General features: G+C 73.0%; 13 protein-coding genes and 1 riboswitch. Of the genes, 10 read left to right on the top strand and 3 right to left on the bottom strand.

The annotated features are described in order from the left end of the window. Positions 1 to 144 precede the first annotated feature (144 nt). From ABVB68_RS10305 to ABVB68_RS10325, 5 genes are all read left to right on the top strand, one after another. Positions 145 to 1,665 carry an aldehyde dehydrogenase family protein gene (locus ABVB68_RS10305; RefSeq protein WP_353600593.1) on the top strand — a complete coding sequence of 507 codons (1,521 nt, stop codon included), beginning with the start codon at positions 145 to 147 and terminating at the stop codon, positions 1,663 to 1,665. A 96-nt stretch (positions 1,666 to 1,761) separates the two neighbouring features. Continuing rightward, positions 1,762 to 3,294: a GMC family oxidoreductase gene (locus tag ABVB68_RS10310; protein ID WP_353600594.1), complete on the top strand. Its 1,533-nt coding sequence runs from the start codon at positions 1,762 to 1,764 to the stop codon at positions 3,292 to 3,294. Next, positions 3,291 to 4,640, top strand: coding sequence for a quaternary amine ABC transporter ATP-binding protein (locus ABVB68_RS10315; RefSeq protein ID WP_353600595.1), 1,350 nt, complete (start codon positions 3,291 to 3,293; stop codon positions 4,638 to 4,640). The genes ABVB68_RS10310 and ABVB68_RS10315 overlap by 4 nt, the downstream gene beginning before the upstream one ends. Beyond that, positions 4,640 to 6,595 carry an ABC transporter permease gene (locus ABVB68_RS10320; RefSeq protein ID WP_353600596.1) on the top strand — a complete coding sequence of 652 codons (1,956 nt, stop codon included), beginning with the start codon at positions 4,640 to 4,642 and terminating at the stop codon, positions 6,593 to 6,595. Before ABVB68_RS10315 ends, ABVB68_RS10320 begins: the two co-directional genes overlap by 1 nt. A gap of 1 nt (position 6,596) precedes the next feature. Further along, a complete protein-coding gene (locus ABVB68_RS10325; protein ID WP_353600597.1) occupies positions 6,597 to 7,553 on the top strand; it encodes an ABC transporter substrate-binding protein in 957 nt (318 codons plus the stop codon). A gap of 122 nt (positions 7,554 to 7,675) precedes the next feature. Here ABVB68_RS10325 and ABVB68_RS10330 read toward each other — a convergent pair whose 3' ends face one another. Beyond that, entirely contained in the window at positions 7,676 to 8,539 is an 864-nt protein-coding gene (locus tag ABVB68_RS10330) for a DMT family protein (RefSeq protein WP_353600681.1), read from the bottom strand. A 133-nt stretch (positions 8,540 to 8,672) separates the two neighbouring features. Between ABVB68_RS10330 and ABVB68_RS10335 the strand changes: the two genes are divergently transcribed. From ABVB68_RS10335 to ABVB68_RS10355, 5 genes are all read left to right on the top strand, one after another. Then, complete coding sequence (locus ABVB68_RS10335; protein WP_353600598.1) at positions 8,673 to 9,026, top strand: hypothetical protein; 354 nt, start codon at positions 8,673 to 8,675, stop codon at positions 9,024 to 9,026. A gap of 15 nt (positions 9,027 to 9,041) precedes the next feature. Further along, positions 9,042 to 10,226, top strand: coding sequence for a glutathionylspermidine synthase family protein (locus ABVB68_RS10340; RefSeq protein WP_353600599.1), 1,185 nt, complete (start codon positions 9,042 to 9,044; stop codon positions 10,224 to 10,226). Between the two features lie 261 nt (positions 10,227 to 10,487). Continuing rightward, positions 10,488 to 10,577: riboswitch (ZMP/ZTP riboswitch) on the top strand. 32 nt (positions 10,578 to 10,609) lie between these two features. Then, positions 10,610 to 12,058, top strand: coding sequence for a glycine hydroxymethyltransferase (locus tag ABVB68_RS10345; protein WP_353600600.1), 1,449 nt, complete (start codon positions 10,610 to 10,612; stop codon positions 12,056 to 12,058). A 165-nt stretch (positions 12,059 to 12,223) separates the two neighbouring features. After that, positions 12,224 to 13,237 carry a tryptophan--tRNA ligase gene (trpS, locus tag ABVB68_RS10350; protein ID WP_353600601.1) on the top strand — a complete coding sequence of 338 codons (1,014 nt, stop codon included), beginning with the start codon at positions 12,224 to 12,226 and terminating at the stop codon, positions 13,235 to 13,237. Between the two features lie 136 nt (positions 13,238 to 13,373). Beyond that, the gene (locus ABVB68_RS10355; protein WP_353600602.1) at positions 13,374 to 13,958 is read left to right on the top strand and encodes a 2'-5' RNA ligase family protein; all 585 of its coding nucleotides are present in this window, start codon (positions 13,374 to 13,376) and stop codon (positions 13,956 to 13,958) included. A gap of 83 nt (positions 13,959 to 14,041) precedes the next feature. Here ABVB68_RS10355 and dprE2 read toward each other — a convergent pair whose 3' ends face one another. Both dprE2 and ABVB68_RS10365 read right to left on the bottom strand, forming a co-directional pair. Continuing rightward, the gene (gene dprE2, locus ABVB68_RS10360) at positions 14,042 to 14,797 is read right to left on the bottom strand and encodes a decaprenylphospho-beta-D-erythro-pentofuranosid-2-ulose 2-reductase (protein WP_353600603.1); all 756 of its coding nucleotides are present in this window, start codon (positions 14,795 to 14,797) and stop codon (positions 14,042 to 14,044) included. A 70-nt stretch (positions 14,798 to 14,867) separates the two neighbouring features. Then, positions 14,868 to 16,328, bottom strand: coding sequence for an FAD-binding protein (locus tag ABVB68_RS10365; RefSeq protein WP_353600604.1), 1,461 nt, complete (start codon positions 16,326 to 16,328; stop codon positions 14,868 to 14,870). Positions 16,329 to 16,406: the final 78 nt, after the last annotated feature.

Below are 16,406 nucleotides of genomic sequence, written 5' to 3' on the forward strand. Positions count from 1 at the left end.
CGACCGCATTTTCAGTGACGCCGCGCACTTTCGGCCACTGATTGCGCATGCGATCCGCAGGTCTTGGGCAGGCGGCCACGGTCCCCGAGCGTGACACCCACGTGACGCAGGGGTACTGCACAGGAACGGAAGGCAACACCGATCATGGCGCACAGAACGGTACGACAGGCCCAGGAGACCATCCACGCGGGGGGCGAGTGGGCGGGCGCGGGCTCCGGCGCGACGCGCGAGATCCTCGACCCGGCGGACGCCCGGCCGTTCGCCGTGGTCGCCGAGGGTGACGAGAAGGACGCGGACCGCGCGGTGGCCGCCGCCCGGCAGGCGTTCGACCAGGGTCCCTGGCCCGGCACCCCGGTCGCCGAGCGCGCCGCCCTGCTGCGGCGCGTCGCCGATCTCCTCGTCCGCGACCGCGAGGAACTCGGCCTGCTGGAGAGCCGGGACGCGGGCAAGACCGTCGAGGAGGGCCGCGTCGACATCGACTGCGTCGCCGACGCCTTCCGCTACTTCGCCGACCTCGTCGCCGCCGAGGCCCCGGGCCGGGTGGTCGACGCCGGCACGCCCGACGTCCACAGCGTCGTCGTACACGAGCCGGTCGGCGTCTGCGCGCTGATCACCCCCTGGAACTACCCCCTCCTCCAGGCCAGCTGGAAGGTCGCCCCGGCCCTCGCGGCCGGCAACACCTTCGTGATCAAGCCGAGCGAGATCACGCCGCTGACCACCGTCGCACTGATCGAGCTGCTGGCCGAGGCCGGGCTGCCCGCCGGTGTCGCCAACATCGTCACCGGCCCCGGGCACACCGTCGGCGCCCGGCTCGCCGAGCACCCCGACGTCGATCTGGTCTCCTTCACCGGCGGCCTGATCAGCGGCACCAAGGTCGCCCAGGCCGCCGCCCCGAGCGTGAAGAAGGTCGCCCTCGAACTCGGCGGCAAGAACCCCAACGTGGTCTTCGCCGACGCCTGCGCCACCGAGAAGGACTTCGACACCGCCGTCGACCAGGCCCTCAACGCCGCCTTCATCCACAGCGGCCAGGTCTGCTCGGCCGGCGCACGCCTCATCGTCGAGGAGTCGGTCCGCGACCGCTTCGTCGCCGAACTCGCCCGCCGCGCCCGGCGTATCAGGCTCGGCCGCGGCACCGCGGACGGCGTCGAGTGCGGCCCGCTCGTCTCCGAGCAGCAGCGCGCCAAGGTCGAGGCGTACGTCGCCTCCGCGCTCGCCGAGGGCGCGGTGCTGCGCTGCGGCGGCAAGCGGCCGGAACCGTCACCCGAGCGGCCCGAGTCCGGCTACTTCTACGAGCCGACGGTCCTCGACGCCTGCCACCGCGAGATGAAGGTCGTACGCGAGGAGGTCTTCGGACCCGTCCTCACCGTCGAGACCTTCCACACTGAGGAAGAGGCCGTGCGCCTCGCCAACGACACCGAGTACGGCCTGGCCGGCGCCGTGTGGACCACCGACCCCGGCAAGGCACGCCGGGTCGCCGGCCGGCTGCGCCACGGCACCGTCTGGATCAACGACTTCCACCCCTACCTGCCGCAGGCGGAATGGGGCGGCTTCGGCCGGAGCGGCACCGGCCGCGAACTGGGCCCCGCCGGGCTCGCCGAGTACCGCGAGGCGAAGCACATCTACCAGAACCTCGCGCCCGCGCCGGTGCGCTGGTTCGCCGGCTGAGACCGCCGCCGGCCCGCCGGCCGGGACCCCACGCCCCGCCGGCGGACCAGCCACAGCACTCCGTCCGTCCTCCCACCCCGCAGGAGTAACCACCCCATGCCGGATCACACCCACGAATTCGACTTCGTCGTCATCGGCGGCGGCACGGCGGGCTCCGTCATCGCCTCCCGCCTCACCGAGAACCCCGACGTCACCGTCGCCGTCATCGAGGGCGGACCGAGCGACGTCGGCCGCGACGACGTCCTCACCCTGCGCCGCTGGATGGGCCTGCTCGGCGGTGAGCTCGACTACGACTACCCGACCACCGAGCAGCCCCGCGGCAACTCCCACATCCGGCACAGCCGCGCCCGCGTCCTCGGCGGCTGCTCCTCGCACAACACCCTCATCTCCTTCAAGCCGCTGCCCTCCGACTGGGACGAGTGGGAGGCCGCCGGCGCCAAGGGCTGGGGCGCGGTCGCCATGGAGGCCTACTTCGCGCGCCTGAGGAACAACATCGTCTCCGTCGACGAGAAGGACCGCAACGCCATCGCCCGGGACTTCGTCGACGCCGCCGGATCGGCGCTCGGGGTGCCCCGGGTCGAGGGCTTCAACCGCAAGCCGTTCACCGAGGGCGTCGGCTTCTTCGACCTGGCCTACCACCCGGAGGACAACAAGCGCTCCTCCGCCTCCGTCGCCTATCTGCACCCGGTGATGGACGAACGCCCGAACCTGCGCATCTTCCTGGAGACCTGGGCGTACAGGCTGGAGCTGAACGGCACCCGCGCCGAGGGCGTCCACGTCCGCACCGCGGACGGCGAGGAACTGCTGATACGCGCCCGCAACGAGGTCGTGCTGTGCGCGGGCGCCGTCGACTCCCCGCGTCTGCTGCTGCATTCGGGCATCGGGCCCCGCAAGGACCTCGAGGCACTCGGCATCCCGGTCGCGCACGACCTGCCGGGCGTCGGCGAGAACCTGCTCGACCACCCCGAGTCGGTGATCGTCTGGGAGACGAACGGACCGATCCCGGAGAACTCCGCGATGGACTCCGACGCGGGCCTGTTCGTGCGCCGCGACCCCGAACACGCGGGCCCGGACCTGATGTTCCACTTCTACCAGATCCCGTTCACGGACAACCCCGAGCGCCTCGGCTACGAACGCCCCGCCCACGGCGTCTCGATGACCCCCAACATCCCCAAGCCCAAGAGCCGCGGCCGCGTCTTCCTGACCAGCGCCGACCCGTCCGTGAAGCCGGCCCTGGACTTCCGGTACTTCACCGACGAGGACGACTACGACGCCCGTACCCTCGTCGACGGCATCCGCATCGCCCGCGAGATCGCCAAGACCGAGCCGCTGGCCGGCTGGCTCAAGCGCGAGGTGTGCCCCGGCCCCGAGATCCTCGGCGACGCCGAACTGAGCGAGTACGCGCGCAAGGCCGCGCACACCGTCTACCACCCGGCCGGCACCTGCAAGATGGGCGCCGCCGACGACGAACTGGCCGTGGTCGACCCGGAGCTGCGCATCCGGGGTCTGTCCGGCATCCGCATCGCCGACGCCTCCGTCTTCCCGACCATGCCCGCGGTGAACCCGATGATCGGCGTGCTCATGGTCGGGGAGAAGGCCGTCGACCTCATCGGAAGTGACCTGCGATGACTCTCACCGTCCCCACCCGCAAGCCCCCCACCGACGCCCCCGTCTTCTCCGTCGACGGCCTGTGGAAGGTCTTCGGCCCGAAGTCCGACCGCGTTCCCGCCGACCCCGAGCTGAGCGGCCTGAACGCCGCCGAGCTGCGCTCGCGCACCGGCTGCACCGCCGCCGTCCGGGACGTCTCCTTCGACGTCCGCAAGGGCGAGGTCTTCGTCGTGATGGGCCTGTCGGGCTCCGGCAAGTCCACCCTCGTGCGCTGTCTGACCCGCCTGATCGAGCCGACGGCCGGATCGATCTCCATCGACGGCGAGGACGTCCGCGCGATGGACAAGGGCCGCCTGCGCGAGCTGCGCCGGCACCGCGCCGCCATGGTCTTCCAGCACTTCGGCCTGCTCCCGCACCGCACCGTCATCGACAACGTCGCCTACGGCCTGGAGATCCAGGGCGTCGGCCGGTCCGAGCGGCGCGAGCGGGCCGCCGAGGTCGTCACCAAGGTTGGCCTCGAGGGCATGGAGAAGCGCCGCCCCGGCCAGCTCTCCGGCGGCCAGCGCCAGCGGGTGGGCCTGGCCCGCGCCCTGGCCGTGGACCCCGAGGTGCTGCTGTTCGACGAGCCGTTCAGCGCCCTCGACCCGCTCATCCGGCGCGACATGCAGGAAGAGGTGGTCCGCCTGCACCGCGAGGAGGGCCGCACGATGGTGTTCATCACCCACGACCTCTCCGAGGCGCTGAAGCTCGGCGACCGCATCGCCCTGATGCGCGACGGCGAGGTGGTCCAGCTCGGTACCCCGGAGCAGATCGTCGGCTCCCCGGCCGACGACTACGTCCGCGAGTTCGTCCGCGACGTGCCGCGCGAGCAGGTGCTGACGGTCCGTACGGCCATGCGTCCGGCGTCCGCCGAGGAGACGGCCGGCGGTCCGGCGGTCCGCCCGGGGGCCACGGTCGCGGAGGCGATCGAGGCGGTGGCCCGCGCCGGTGTTCCGGCCCGGGTGATGGACTCGGGCAGGTGTCTGGGCGTCGTGGACTCGGACGCCCTTCTGGGTGTGGTCGCGGGCACGGCCCCGGCCACCGACACCCCCGCCCCGGCGACGGCCGGCGCCCCCGGCCCCACCGGCGGAACCGCCACCACGGACGCCCCCGGTCCCACCGGCGGAACCGGTGCGGCCGACAGCGCGGGTGTCACCGGGAGCACCGACAGCGCCGGGAGCACCGACAGCGCCGGGAGCACCGACAGCGCCGGAAGCACCGGGAGCGCCGGTGCCGCCACCGCCACCGCCGCCGGTGCCGGTGCCGGGCAGGTACGGGCCCGGAAGGCGACCCCGCCGGGCCCCCGCACCAGTCCGGAGGCCGTCTGATGGCAACGCTCACGGTCTCCGCGTCCCGTACCGGCAAACCCCGCCTCCTCAGGAGCCGGGCCGCCGGCAAGCTCCTGCTGCTCGCCCTCCTCACCGCGGTCCTGCTGCCCCTCCTCACCCGCTGGGGCAGCGGAACGTGGCCCCATGAGCTGACCGTCGACCTCACCAGACCGCTTCGGTCGGCCAGCGAATGGGTCATCGACAACCGGGACAGCCACCCCCTGTTCCTGTACTTCTTCGGCTACATCAGCAACGCGGTCGTCATCTCCGTCCGCGCGGTCTACCTCACCCTGCTCGCCGCGGGCTGGGCCGGCGTCACGGTGTTCGGCGCCGTCGTCGCCTGGCGCGTGGCGGGTCTCCGCCTGGCTGCCGGCACCGCGGCCGCCTTCCTGGCCTGCGGAGCCCTCGGCATGTGGGTCCCGACCATGCAGACCCTGGCCCTCATGGTCGTCGCCGTCCTCGTCTCCGTCGCCGTCGGCGCGCTCCTCGGCCTCGCCGCCGGGCTGTCCGCGCGCCTGGAGCGCGCCCTGCGCCCGGTCCTGGACACCATGCAGGTGCTCCCGGCGTTCGCCTACCTGCTCCCCGTCGTCCTGGTCTTCGGCATCGGCGTCCCGGCGGCCGTCCTCGCCACCGTCGTGTACGCGGCCCCGCCCATGGCCCGCCTCACCGCGCTCGGACTGCGGTCCGCGGACGCCGGGGTGATGGAGGCGGTGCAGTCGCTCGGCGCCACCTTCCGGCAGCGGCTGCTGACCGCCCGGCTGCCGCTGGCCCGCAAAGAGATCATGCTGGGCGTCAACCAGACGATCATGATGGCGCTGTCCATGGCCGTGATCGCCTCCATGATCGGCGCCGGCGGTCTGGGTGACCGCGTCTACCAGGCCCTGGCCTCCGTCGACGTCGGCGCCGCGCTGGCGGCCGGCATCCCCATCGTGCTGCTCGCGGTCGTGCTCGACCGGGTCACCGCCGCCGTGGGCGAACGGCTGGGCGCCGGCTCCGAGAGCGCGACCGGGCGCACCCCCGCCCGCTGGGCCGTACCGGCCGCGGTGACCGTCGCCGTGCTCCTGGCTGGCCGGCTCGCGGACCGGCTGACCTGGCCGGACGCCTGGGTCGCCGACATCGCCGCTCCGGTGAACACCGCCAAGGACTGGATGGTCGACCACCTCTACAGCGGCGTCCCCGTCGTCGGCGGCACCGCCGACTGGGCGGCCCACTTCACCACCTGGGTGCTGGACCCCGTCCGGGACGGCCTGCAGGCACTGCCCTGGTGGGGACTGCTGCTGGTGGTCGCCGCGGTGGCCTGGCTGATCGGCACCTGGCGCACGGCGCTCACCGCCGTACTGGCGATGGCGGCGATCGGCGTGCTCGGAGTGTGGAACCCCGCCCTGGACACCCTCTCGCAGGTGCTGGCCGCGGTGGCCGTCACCCTGGTGATCGGCTTCGGCACCGCCGTCGCCGCGGCCCGCAGCGCCCGGTGCGAGCGGCTGCTGCGCCCTGTGCTGGACGTCTGCCAGACCATGCCGCAGTTCGTGTACCTGATCCCGGTCGTGGCGCTGTTCGGCGTGGGCCGGGCCCCCGCCGCCGCTGCCGCCGTGATCTACGCCCTGCCCGCCGTCGTCCGCATCGTCAGCCAGGGCCTGCGCCAGGTCGACGCGGGCGCGCTGGAGTCGGCGCGCTCGCTGGGAGCCACCGGCGCCCAGCAGCTGTGGCAGGTGCAGGTGCCGCTGGCCCGGCGCGCCATGCTGCTCGCCGTCAACCAGTGCGTGGTGCTCGTCCTCGCCGTGGTCGTCGTCGGCGGTCTCGTCGGCGGTGGCGCGCTCGGCTACAACGTGGTGTTCGGCCTCGCCCAGGGCGACCTGGCGACCGGTCTGGTGGCCGGTGCGGCCATCGTCTGCCTGGGCCTGATGCTCGACCGGGTGACCCAGCCGACGGAACGCCGCCCGAGGAAGGGAGCCTGACATGCGATTCCGTACGACCGCCATGGTCGCCGCCGTCGCCGCACTGGGACTGACCACCGGCTGCGGCGCGGCCGACATGACCAAGCAGGCCAGCCCGTTCGCCAACGCGCAGGGCTCGAAGACCGTCACCCTGTCCGTGCAGTCCTGGGTGGGTGCGCAGTCCGACGTGGCCGTCGCCCAGTACATCCTGGAGCACAGGCTCGGCTACCGCGTCGACACCGTGCAGGTCGACGAGGTGCCCGCCTGGGACGCGCTCAGCCAGGGCCGGGTCGACGCCCTGCTGGAGGACTGGGGCCACCCGGAGCAGGAGAAGCGGTACGTCGAGGACAAGAAGACGATCGCCGACGCCGGCGGCCTCGGGGTGACCGGGCACATCGGCTGGTTCGTGCCGACCTACCTCGCCAAGCAGCACCCCGACATCACCGACTGGCGGAACCTGAACAAGTACGCCTCGCTCTTCCGCACCGCGGAGAGCGGCGGCAAGGGCCAGCTGATGGACGGCTCCCCGTCCTACGTCACCAACGACAAGGCGCTGGTGAAGAACCTGAAGCTGGACTACCAGGTCGTCTTCGCCGGATCCGAGGCGGCGCAGATCACGCAGATGAAGCAGTTCGCCAAGGAGAAGAAGCCCTTCCTGACGTACTGGTACACACCCCAGTGGCTGTCCGAGAAGGTCCCCATGACGGAGGTGAAGCTGCCGCCGTACAAGGAGGGCTGCGACGCGGACGCCGCCAAGATCACCTGCGCCTATCCGCACACCCCGCTGAAGAAGTACCTCAACGCCGACTTCGCGAGGTCCGGCGGCAGGGCGGCTGCCTTCCTGAAGAAGTTCCGGTGGACCACCCGGGACCAGAACGAGGTCTCGCTGATGATCGCCGACCAGAAGCTGAGCCCCCAGGAGGCGGCGAAGAAGTGGGTGGACGGCCACCCCGACGTGTGGAAGCGGTGGCTGTCCTGAACGTCACCGAGTGAGCAGGCCGCCGGCCCTGGGCGAGAGGGCCGGCGGCCTGCCGGGCTCACCCGATCCCCGCCGCCGGTGCCGGAAAGGCCCACCTCGTCTCCGCCGGTGCCGGAAAGGGGCTACCTCTCCGCCGGTGCCGGCAGAGCCGCCCCCTCCTCCGCCGGTGCCTCGCCGAATCTGGCCAGGAGGAGCGCACCCGCCACCGCCACCGCGAAGCCCAGGACCGCGAGCCAGGCCAGGCCCTCGCGCGTGCGGTCGCCGAGCCAGACCACGCCCACCGCCGCCGGACCGATCGTCTCGCCGATCACCGTCCCGGCCGTCGCCGTCGTCACGGAGCCGCGCTGCAGGGCCGAGGTGAGCAGCAGGAACGCCGCTCCGCCGCCCAGCAGCAGCGCGTACGCCGCCGGGTCGGTCAGCAGCTCGGCCGGGCGCAGCGAGTCGATGAGCCGGACCGCCACCTCCACCACCCCGAACCCGAACCCGGCCCCGAGCCCCATGAGCAGGGCACGGGTCCGGCCGGACAGCCGCCCGCCGACCCCGCCGAGCAGCAGCACGCCCACGGCCACCGCCACCAGCGCGTATCCCAGCCAGGGCGGCCCGTCGAGTGCACCCTCCGTACCCGAGGCCAGCCCGAGCATCCCCAGACCCGCGCACACCACCGCCACCGCGGCCCACTCCAGCCCGCTCAGCCGTACCCGCAGCAGTCGCGCCGCCACCACGGCCGTCACCGCGAGGCTGGCGGCCAGCGCCGCGCCCACCGCGTAGATCGGCACCGACCGCAGGGCCGCGATCTGCAGCAGGAAGCCCACCCCGTCGAGCGCGAGGCCGGCGATGTACCGCCACTGCCGCAGCGCCCGCAGCAACAGCGCCGCATCCCCACCGCCCCCGCCCCCGTCCCCGTCCGTGCCCGCCGCCCGCGCGGCCACCGCCTGCAACACCGTCGCGGTGCCGAAGCAGACCGCCGCGCCAAGAGCGCACACCATTCCGAACAACACAAAAGGACTCTAGGCGACCGGGAAAGCACTGGGGGCGCCTGTACGGCCGTCCCCACCGATCCCTACGCTGGCCTGTCAGCGACGAAACCGCTCGGCCACGACACGGGGGAGACACCAGAACATGACCACCGCACACCCGCGGACACGCAGACGGCTGCGCTCCGGCACGGTCGTCCTCGGCGGCATGGGCCTGCTGGCCGCCGCCCTGACCGCCTGCTCTTCCGACCCGGACAAGCGCTGCGTGGACCGCGACAGCTACACCTACGGCAAGGGCTACAAGGTCGTCTCCGACAAGAACTGCAAGTCCACCCAGTCCTCCGCGCACACCGGCTGGTACTACGGCGGCAAGAAGAAGGGCACCTGGGTGGGCGGCGGCTCCTTCACCAGGCCGGCCAAGGGATCCGGCGGATCGTCGGGAGGCGGCGGCGTCCACCGGGGCGGCTTCGGCGGCGGAAAGGGCGGCTCCGGCGGCTGACCGGGGAATCCACGCATGGAACGCCGTACGATCACCCCCCGCCCCGGCTGGCAGCGCACCGTCGAGGAGCAGGGGCTCGTCTATCCGCTCACCCGTCAGCCCGACGGCTCCCTGAGCCCCTACTGGGACGAGAGCGCCTACTACGTCTTCACCCTCGACGAGGTCGAGGCGCTGGAGGAGACCGTCGAGGAACTGCACCGCATGTGCCTCGCGGCCGCCGGGCACATCGTGGCCGAAAACCGCCTCGCCGACCTCGGCATCACCGACCCGCGGGTGGCCGCCGCGGTCACCGAGGCCTGGCACCGCCGCGCCGAACTCCCCTCCGTCTACGGCCGCTTCGACCTCCGCTACGACGGCACCGGCCCGGCGAAACTGCTGGAGTACAACGCCGACACCCCGACCTCGCTGGTCGAGGCGGCCTCGCCCCAGTGGTTCTGGATGGCGGACCGTTTCCCCGGCGCCGACCAGTGGAACTCCCTGCACGAGCGCCTCGTCGACGCCTGGCGCGCGCAGGCCGCCCTGCTGCCTCCCGGCAGCCCGCTGCACTTCGCGCACTCCTCGGCCGACGAACTCGGCGAGGACCTGATGACGGTGGCCTATCTGAAGGAGACCGCCGAACAGGCCGGCCTCGACACCGACTGGCTGTCCATGGAGGAGATCGGCTGGGACAGCCTCTCCGGCCGGTTCGTCGACAACCAGCTCCGCTTCATCCGCGGCATCTTCAAGCTCTACCCCTGGGAGTGGCTCACCACCGACGCCTTCGGCCGGCACGTCCTGGACACCCTCGACAACGGCGGCGGCACCGGCAGCACCCTGTGGATCGAACCGGCCTGGAAGATGCTCCTCAGCAACAAGGCGCTGCTGGCGATCCTCTGGGAGCTGTACCCCGGTCACCCCAACCTGCTGCCCGCCCACCTCGACGGCCCGCGCGAGCTGGCCCGGTCGACCGGCTACGTCGCCAAGCCGCTGCTCGGCCGCGAGGGCGAGGGCGTCACCGTGCACCGGCCCGGCGAGCCCGCGGTGCTCCGCGACGAGCCCTGCTGCTACCAGGAGCTCGCCCCGCTGCCCGCCTTCGACGGCAACCACGTCGTCCTCGGCGCCTGGGTCGTCCGCGAGGAGTCCGCCGGTCTCGGCATCCGGGAGTCCTCGGGCCTGATCACCGACGAGTACGCCCGCTTCCTGCCCCACGTGATCCTCTAGGCACCCCGCTACCGGCCGTCCGGCACCGCCCGCAACCACTCAGAAAGCGGCCCGCAGCCGTGCGCGAAGGGCCGCGCCGGCGGGCCGCGACCGGGTCCCCGGCAGCGCTCCCGGGCCCTGGCTGACACGGAGGTGACCTCCCTCTTCCGCCCGCTCGCACGGTGGACGCCGGCCCCTCCGGACGCGGTGGTGACCTCCTTCTTCCGCTCGCTCGCATGGTGGACGGGGGCCCTGCCGGGAACGGCGCGCCCGGTAGGCTGACGAGCGGGCCGTGACTGGCGCGCTGGGATGGGACGGACCATCGGGGAGCGGCCCGAACGGGAAACAGTGCCGTGCGCCTGGGCCGAACGTGAACGCTGTCCGTACACCGTCCGGAGGTCCCCATGCCAGAGCAGCCCCTGTCCACCGAGTCCACCGCCTTCCGTGCGGCGCTCGACGTGGTCCGCGCCGTCGAGCCGCGCATCGCCGACGCCATCGGCCAGGAGGTCACCGACCAGCGCGAGATGCTCAAGCTGATCGCCTCCGAGAACTACGCCTCCCCGGCCACGCTGCTGGCGATGGGCAACTGGTTCAGCGACAAGTACGCCGAGGGCACCGTCGGCCGCCGCTTCTACGCCGGCTGCCGCAACGTCGACACCGTGGAGTCGCTGGCCGCCGAGCACGCCCGCGAACTCTTCGGCGCGCGCCACGCCTACGTCCAGCCGCACTCCGGCATCGACGCCAACCTCGTCGCCTTCTGGGCCGTCCTCGCCGACCGCGTCGAGGCCCCCTTCCTGCGGAAGACCGGCGTCCGCCAGGTCAACGACCTGACCGAGGCCGACTGGGCCGAACTGCGCCAGGCCTTCGGCAACCAGCGCATGCTCGGCATGTCCCTGGACGCCGGCGGCCACCTCACCCACGGCTTCCGCCCGAACATCTCCGGCAAGATGTTCGACCAGCGCTCCTACGGCACCGACCCGGCCACCGGCCTCATCGACTACGAGGCCCTGCGCGCCCAGGCCCGCGAGTTCAAGCCGCTGATCATCGTCGCCGGTTACTCCGCCTACCCCCGGCTCGTGAACTTCCGGATCATGCGCGAGATCGCCGACGAGGTCGGGGCGACCCTGATGGTCGACATGGCCCACTTCGCGGGCCTGGTCGCGGGCAAGGTCCTCACCGGCGACTTCGACCCGGTGCCGCACGCCCAGATCGTCACCACCACCACCCACAAGTCGCTGCGCGGCCCCCGCGGCGGCATGGTCCTGTGCGACGACTCCCTGAAGGACCAGGTCGACCGCGGCTGCCCGATGGTCCTCGGCGGCCCGCTCCCGCACGTCATGGCCGCCAAGGCCGTAGCCCTCGCCGAGGCCCGCCGGCCCTCCTTCCAGGACTACGCCCAGCGGATCGTCGACAACTCCCGCGCGCTGGCCGAGGGCCTGATGCGCCGCGGCGCCACCCTGGTCACGGGCGGCACCGACAACCACCTCAACCTGATCGACGTCGCCACCTCCTACGGCCTCACCGGCCGTCAGGCCGAGGCCGCCCTGCTGGAGTCCGGCATCGTCACCAACCGCAACGCCATCCCCGCCGACCCCAACGGCGCCTGGTACACCTCCGGCATCCGCATCGGCACGCCCGCCCTGACCACCCGTGGCCTCGGCACCGCCGAGATGGACGAGGTCGCCGGTCTCATGGACCGGGTGCTGACCGCCACCGAGCCGGGCACCACCGGCAAGGGCACTCCGTCCAAGGCCCAGCACGTCCTCGACCCGAAGGTCGCGGACGAGATCTCCCAGCGGGCGACCGACCTGGTGGCCGGCTTCCCGCTCTACCCGGAGATCGACCTCGGCTGATCCGGCCCGGTGCGCGCCGGCCGCGCACCGGCCGGCTCCCGACGAGGCTCCTCCCGCGGCGGCCCGGCACCGCCGGGCCGCCGCGGCGGCGTTCGCGGGACCCGCCGGGACCGGGGACACCGGCCAGTTCCGGAGCGGCCCCCGGCACCTGAGACAATGGTGAGCATGGCCACTGACCGACCCCGCGTGCTCTCCGGTATCCAGCCCACCGCCGGCTCGTTCCACCTCGGCAACTACCTCGGCGCCGTCCGCCAGTGGGTGGCCCTGCAGGAGACCCACGACGCGTTCTACATGGTCGTCGACCTGCACGCGATCACGGTCGCGCAGGATCCCCGGGAACTGCGTGCGAACACCCGGCTCGCCGCGGCCCAGCTGCTGGCCGCCGGCCTCGACCCGGAGCGCTGCACGCTCTTCGTGCAGAGCCATGTCCCGGAGCACGCCCAGCTGGCCTGGGTCATGAACTGCCTCACCGGCTTCGGCGAGGCCTCCCGCATGACCCAGTTCAAGGACAAGTCCGCCAAGCAGGGCGCCGACCGCGCCTCCGTCGGGCTCTTCACGTACCCGATCCTGCAGGTCGCCGACATCCTGCTGTACCAGGCCAACGAGGTGCCGGTCGGCGAGGACCAGCGCCAGCACATCGAGCTGACCCGCGACCTCGCCGAGCGGTTCAACGGCCGGTTCGGCCAGACCTTCACCGTCCCGCGCCCGTACATCCTCAAGGAGACGGCGAAGATCTACGACCTGCAGGACCCGTCGATCAAGATGAGCAAGTCGGCGTCCACGCCGAAGGGCCTGATCAACCTGCTGGACGAGCCGAAGACGACGGCGAAGAAGGTCAGGAGCGCGGTCACGGACACCGACACGGTGATCCGCTTCGACACCGAGAACAAGCCGGGCGTCAGCAACCTGCTCACCATCTACTCCACGCTCACCGGCGAGGGCATCGCCGACCTGGAGGCGAAGTACGAGGGCAAGGGCTACGGCGCGCTCAAGACGGATCTCGCCGACGTCATGGTGGAGTTCGTGACGCCGTTCCGGGAGCGCACCCAGCAGTACCTGGACGACCCCGAGACCCTCGACTCCATCCTCGCCAAGGGCGTGGAGAAGGCTCGCGCGGTCGCCGCCGAGACGCTCGCGCAGGCGTACGACCGGGTGGGTTTCCTGCCCGCGAAGCACTGAGGCGTACGACCGCACGCGGCTCGAACGGGCAGAGCGCCGCACATCACTTCGGTTGCGCCTGCCCCGGGGACGGTCATAGTCGTACAGTCGATACCCGGACGACCAGAACACAACAGACGCGACGACAGGAGACGACGTGGGGACCGTAACGATCGGCGTGTCGATCGCGGTTCCGGAGCCTCACGGCAGCCTGCTCCAGGAGCGGCGCGCGGGCTTCGGCGACGCCGCTGCTCACGGCATCCCCACGCACGTCACGCTGCTCCCGCCGACCGAGGTGGACGAGGCCGCGCTGCCGGCCGTCGAGGCGCACCTCGCCGGGGTCGCCGCGGCCGGCCGGCCGTTCCCGATGCGGCTGTCCGGCACCGGCACCTTCCGCCCCCTGTCACCGGTGGTCTACGTCCGGGTCGTGCGGGGTGCCGAGGCGTGCGCCCGGCTGCAGCTGCGGGTGCGCGACGCGTCCGGGCCGGTGCAGCGCGAACTGCAGTTCCCGTACCACCCGCACGTCACCGTCGCGCACGGCATCGACGACGCGGCGATGGACCGCGCCTTCGAGGCGCTGGCGGACTTCGAGGCCGAGTGGCCGTGCACCGGGTTCGCGCTCTACGAGCAGGGTGCCGACGGGGTGTGGCGCAAGTTGCGGGAGTTCACCTTCGGCGGTTCCCTGGTGCCGCCGCAGGCCGGTCACGCGGACGTCGAGCGCGGGACGATCGCCAGCCGCTAGTCGGGCCGGCCCCCCGTGCCTCGTGCCCGGTCCGCCGGGACCGGCACCCCGCGCCGCCCGCCCGGGCCCGGCGGGGCCACCGCTCAGATCGGCAGTCTGCGGAACACCGAGCGTGGCGCGTGCCGCAGGGCCGACATCACCAGGCGCAGGGCGCCGGGCACCCAGACCGTCTCCGAGCGGCGGCGCAGGCCCAGCTCGATCGCGGCGGCGACCGCCTCCGGAGTGGTCGCGAGCGCGTTCTCCCGCAGGCCGGCCGGAGCCGTCGCACGGACGTCGCCGGGGCGTACGACCATGACGTGCACGCCGGTGCCGTGCAGGGCGTCGCCGAGGCCCTGCGCGAACGCGTCGAGGCCGGCCTTGCTGGAGCCGTAGATGAAGTCGGCGCGGCGCGCCCGTTCAGCGGAGACGGAGGACAGGACCACCATCGAGCCGTGTCCCTGGCTCTGCAGCGCACGGGCGGCGACCAGGCCCGCGGAGACGGCTCCCGTGTAGTTGGTCTGGGCGACCCGCACCGCGCGTACCGGATCGCGTTCGTCGTGGGCCTGGTCGCCGTGGACGCCGAAGGCGAGCAGCACCAGGTCGATGTCGCCCTCGGCGAAGACCTTGCCGAGGACCGCCTCGTGGGACTCGGGATCGAGGGCGTCGAAGGCGACCGTGCGGGCGTCGGCGCCGAGTGCGCGCAGCTTCTCGGCGGCCTGGTCCAGGGCGGCGCCGGGGCGGCCCGCCAGCCAGACCGTGCGGGTGCGGCGCGCGATCAGCCGGCGCGCGGTGGCCAGCGCGATCTCGGACGTGCCGCCGAGGACGAGCAGGGACTGGGGGAGGCCGAAGGCGTCCTTCACGTCAGCTCCTAGGGGTCTGGGGGGAGTCCGGGGACGAATCCGGAGAGGAGTCCGGGGACGGGCTCCGGGGTCAGAGCCGGAGCCGGCGGGCGAGGTCGGAGACGAACACCCCGCGCGGATCGAGCCGCGCGCGCAGGTCCCGGAAGTCGGCCACGCGCGGGTACATCGCGGCGAGCAGGTCGGGGCGCAGCCGGGCGTCCTCGGCCAGGCAGACCCGCCCGCCGGCCGCGGCGACCTCCTCGTCGAGTTCGTCGAGGAAGGAGGCGAGCCCGGGCAGCGCGGCCGGGATGTCCAGGGCGAGCGTCCAGCCGGGCACGGGGAAGGAGAGCCAGCCGGGGCCGGCGTCCCCGAGGCGTTTGAGGACGGCGGGGAAGGACGGGAGCCGGCGTTCGGCGATGCGCCGCACGATGCGGTGCAGCGCGTCCTCCCGGCCGTGGCCGATGACGAACTGGTACTGCACGAAGCCGCCGCCGTGCGGGCGGTTCCGGTGGGGCAGGCCGTCGAGGGGAGGGAAGAAGGCGGACAGGCGCTGGATCTGGCCGGTACGCGCGCGTGGCGCCGTGCGGAACCACAGTTCGTTGACGAGGGCGACGGCGGACGGACCCAGCAGACCACTCGGGAGCAGACCGGCCGGACCCAGCAGGCCGCCCGGGAGCAGGGCGGCCGGCCCGAGCGGACCACCCGGCAGGAAGGCGGCCGCGGACGGGACGGAGGCGGGGGCGGACGGGACGGGGCCGAGGGCGGACGGGAGCCGGCGCGGGCGCACGGACAGGGAGTGCCGCCACGCGCGCGTGCCCCTGCCGAGGGCGTCCGGGGGCGCGTGCTCGGCGCGGGTGACGACGCCGCGGCCGGTCGCGGCGCCCCGGGCCAGCAGGTCGATCCGGGCGACCGAGTAGCGGTGACGGTGATCGCCGGCGCCCAGCCGGGCCAGCAGGCCGTCCAGGTCGGCGGCGCGCTCGGTGTCGACGGTCAGGTACGCCGTCTCCACCGGCAGGAGCCGGAACGTGGCCGTCAGGATGATCCCGGTCAGGCCCATGCCACCGGCCGTCGCCTCGAACAGCGGCGTGCCGGGGCTCACCGTGCGGACCTCACCGTCGGCGGTGAGCAGCTCCAGCGACAGCACATGGTGGGAGAAGGAACCGGAGACGTGGTGGTCGCCGCCGTGCAGGTCGGCGCCGATGGCGCCGCCGACCGTCACCCGGCGGGTGCCGGGGGCGACCGGCAGGAACCAGCCGAGCGGGAGCAGGACGTCCGCCAGCCGGTGCAGGAGGACTCCGGCGTCGCACAGCACGATGCCCTCGCTCGCGTCGACCACGTGGATGCGGTCGAGGCCCGTCATGTCGAGCACGGCGCCGCCGGCGTTCCGCGCCGCGTCGCCGTGGGCCCGCCCCAGTCCGCGGGGGACGGCCCCGCGCGCTCCGCAGTCGCGGACGGCGGCCGCGGCCTCCTCGTAGCTGCGCGGGCGGATCAGACGGGCGACGGCGGGCGCGGTGCGTCCCGGGCCGGTGACGGCAACTGTGTCTCCAGACATGCCGGTGACCGTATAGCCCGGATGCTGTGCATTAGTTACAAAACATCCCTCCTCTCCTGAGAACGGGTGATTAGTGGG

It is taken from the genome of Streptomyces sp. NPDC096012, from assembly GCF_040426375.1.
Taxonomy (GTDB): Bacteria; Actinomycetota; Actinomycetes; order Streptomycetales; family Streptomycetaceae; genus Streptomyces.

What these genes read in the sequence shown, in the direction of transcription:
- ABVB68_RS10305 (WP_353600593.1), top strand. Translation starts at nt 145, where the DNA reads ATGGCGCACAGAACGGTACGACAGGCCCAGGAGACCATCCACGCGGGG.
- ABVB68_RS10310 (WP_353600594.1), top strand. Translation starts at nt 1,762, where the DNA reads ATGCCGGATCACACCCACGAATTCGACTTCGTCGTCATCGGCGGCGGC.
- ABVB68_RS10315 (WP_353600595.1), top strand. Translation starts at nt 3,291, where the DNA reads ATGACTCTCACCGTCCCCACCCGCAAGCCCCCCACCGACGCCCCCGTC.
- ABVB68_RS10320 (WP_353600596.1), top strand. Translation starts at nt 4,640, where the DNA reads ATGGCAACGCTCACGGTCTCCGCGTCCCGTACCGGCAAACCCCGCCTC.
- ABVB68_RS10325 (WP_353600597.1), top strand. Translation starts at nt 6,597, where the DNA reads ATGCGATTCCGTACGACCGCCATGGTCGCCGCCGTCGCCGCACTGGGA.
- ABVB68_RS10330 (WP_353600681.1), bottom strand. Translation starts at nt 8,539, where the DNA reads ATGGTGTGCGCTCTTGGCGCGGCGGTCTGCTTCGGCACCGCGACGGTG.
- ABVB68_RS10335 (WP_353600598.1), top strand. Translation starts at nt 8,673, where the DNA reads ATGACCACCGCACACCCGCGGACACGCAGACGGCTGCGCTCCGGCACG.
- ABVB68_RS10340 (WP_353600599.1), top strand. Translation starts at nt 9,042, where the DNA reads ATGGAACGCCGTACGATCACCCCCCGCCCCGGCTGGCAGCGCACCGTC.
- ABVB68_RS10345 (WP_353600600.1), top strand. Translation starts at nt 10,610, where the DNA reads ATGCCAGAGCAGCCCCTGTCCACCGAGTCCACCGCCTTCCGTGCGGCG.
- trpS (WP_353600601.1), top strand. Translation starts at nt 12,224, where the DNA reads ATGGCCACTGACCGACCCCGCGTGCTCTCCGGTATCCAGCCCACCGCC.
- ABVB68_RS10365 (WP_353600604.1), bottom strand. Translation starts at nt 16,328, where the DNA reads ATGTCTGGAGACACAGTTGCCGTCACCGGCCCGGGACGCACCGCGCCC.